At 51.2% G+C, this 1,159-nt stretch carries 1 rRNA gene; it reads right to left on the reverse strand.

Features of this window, described 5'->3' with window-relative positions:
• A 16S ribosomal RNA gene (locus NBH14_RS28635) occupies positions 1-1,159 on the reverse strand; the annotation flags it as partial.

A 1,159-nucleotide genomic window follows, 5' to 3' on the forward strand; every position in this document is an offset into this window, starting at 1 on the left:
CGGTTACGGACTTTAGGTACCCCCAACTCCCATGGCTTGACGGGCGGTGTGTACAAGGCCCGGGAACGTATTCACCGCGCCATGGCTGATGCGCGATTACTAGCGAATCCAGCTTCACGAAGTCGGGTTGCAGACTTCGATCCGAACTGAGATGGGGTTTGGAGATTAGCATCACATCGCTGTGTAGCTGCCCTTTGTCCCCACCATTGTAACACGTGTGTCGCCCCGGATGTAAGGGCCGTGCTGATTTGACGTCATCCCCACCTTCCTCACAGCTTACGCTGGCAGTCTCACTAGAGTCCTCAGCATGACCTGTTAGTAACTAGTGATAAGGGTTGCGCTCGTTATGGCACTTAAGCCGACACCTCACGGCACGAGCTGACGACAACCATGCAGCACCTCGCAAACGGTCATTGCTGAAAGACTGCTTTCACAGTCGGTCCGAATGCGTTCAAACCCGGGTAAGGTTCCTCGCGTATCATCGAATTAAACCACATGTTCCTCCGCTTGTGCGGGCCCCCGTCAATTCCTTTGAGTTTCACCGTTGCCGGCGTACTCCCCAGGTGGATTACTTAACGCTTTCGCTGTGCCGCTTACTGTGTATCGCAAACAGCTAGTAATCATCGTTTACTGCGTGGACTACCAGGGTATCTAATCCTGTTTGATCCCCACGCTTTCGTGCTTCAGTGTCAGTTATAGTTTAGTAAGCTGCCTTCGCAATCGGAGTTCTGCGTGATATCTATGCATTTCACCGCTACACCACGCATTCCGCCTACCTCAAATATACTCAAGTTCCCCAGTTTCAACGGCAATTTTATGGTTGAGCCACAAACTTTCACCGCTGACTTAAAAAACCACCTACGCACCCTTTAAACCCAATAAATCCGGATAACGCTCGCATCCTCCGTATTACCGCGGCTGCTGGCACGGAGTTAGCCGATGCTTATTCATATGGTACATACAAAAAGGAACACGTTCCTCACTTTATTCCCATATAAAAGAAGTTTACAAACCATAGATCCTTCATCCTTCACGCGACTTGGCTGGTTCAGGCTCTCGCCCATTGACCAATATTCCTCACTGCTGCCTCCCGTAGGAGTCTGGTCCGTGTCTCAGTACCAGTGTGGGGGACCTTCCTCTCAGAACCCCTATCCATCGT

It is taken from the genome of Parabacteroides caecihominis (genome assembly GCF_023656785.1).
GTDB lineage: Bacteria > Bacteroidota > Bacteroidia > Bacteroidales > Tannerellaceae > Parabacteroides > Parabacteroides segnis.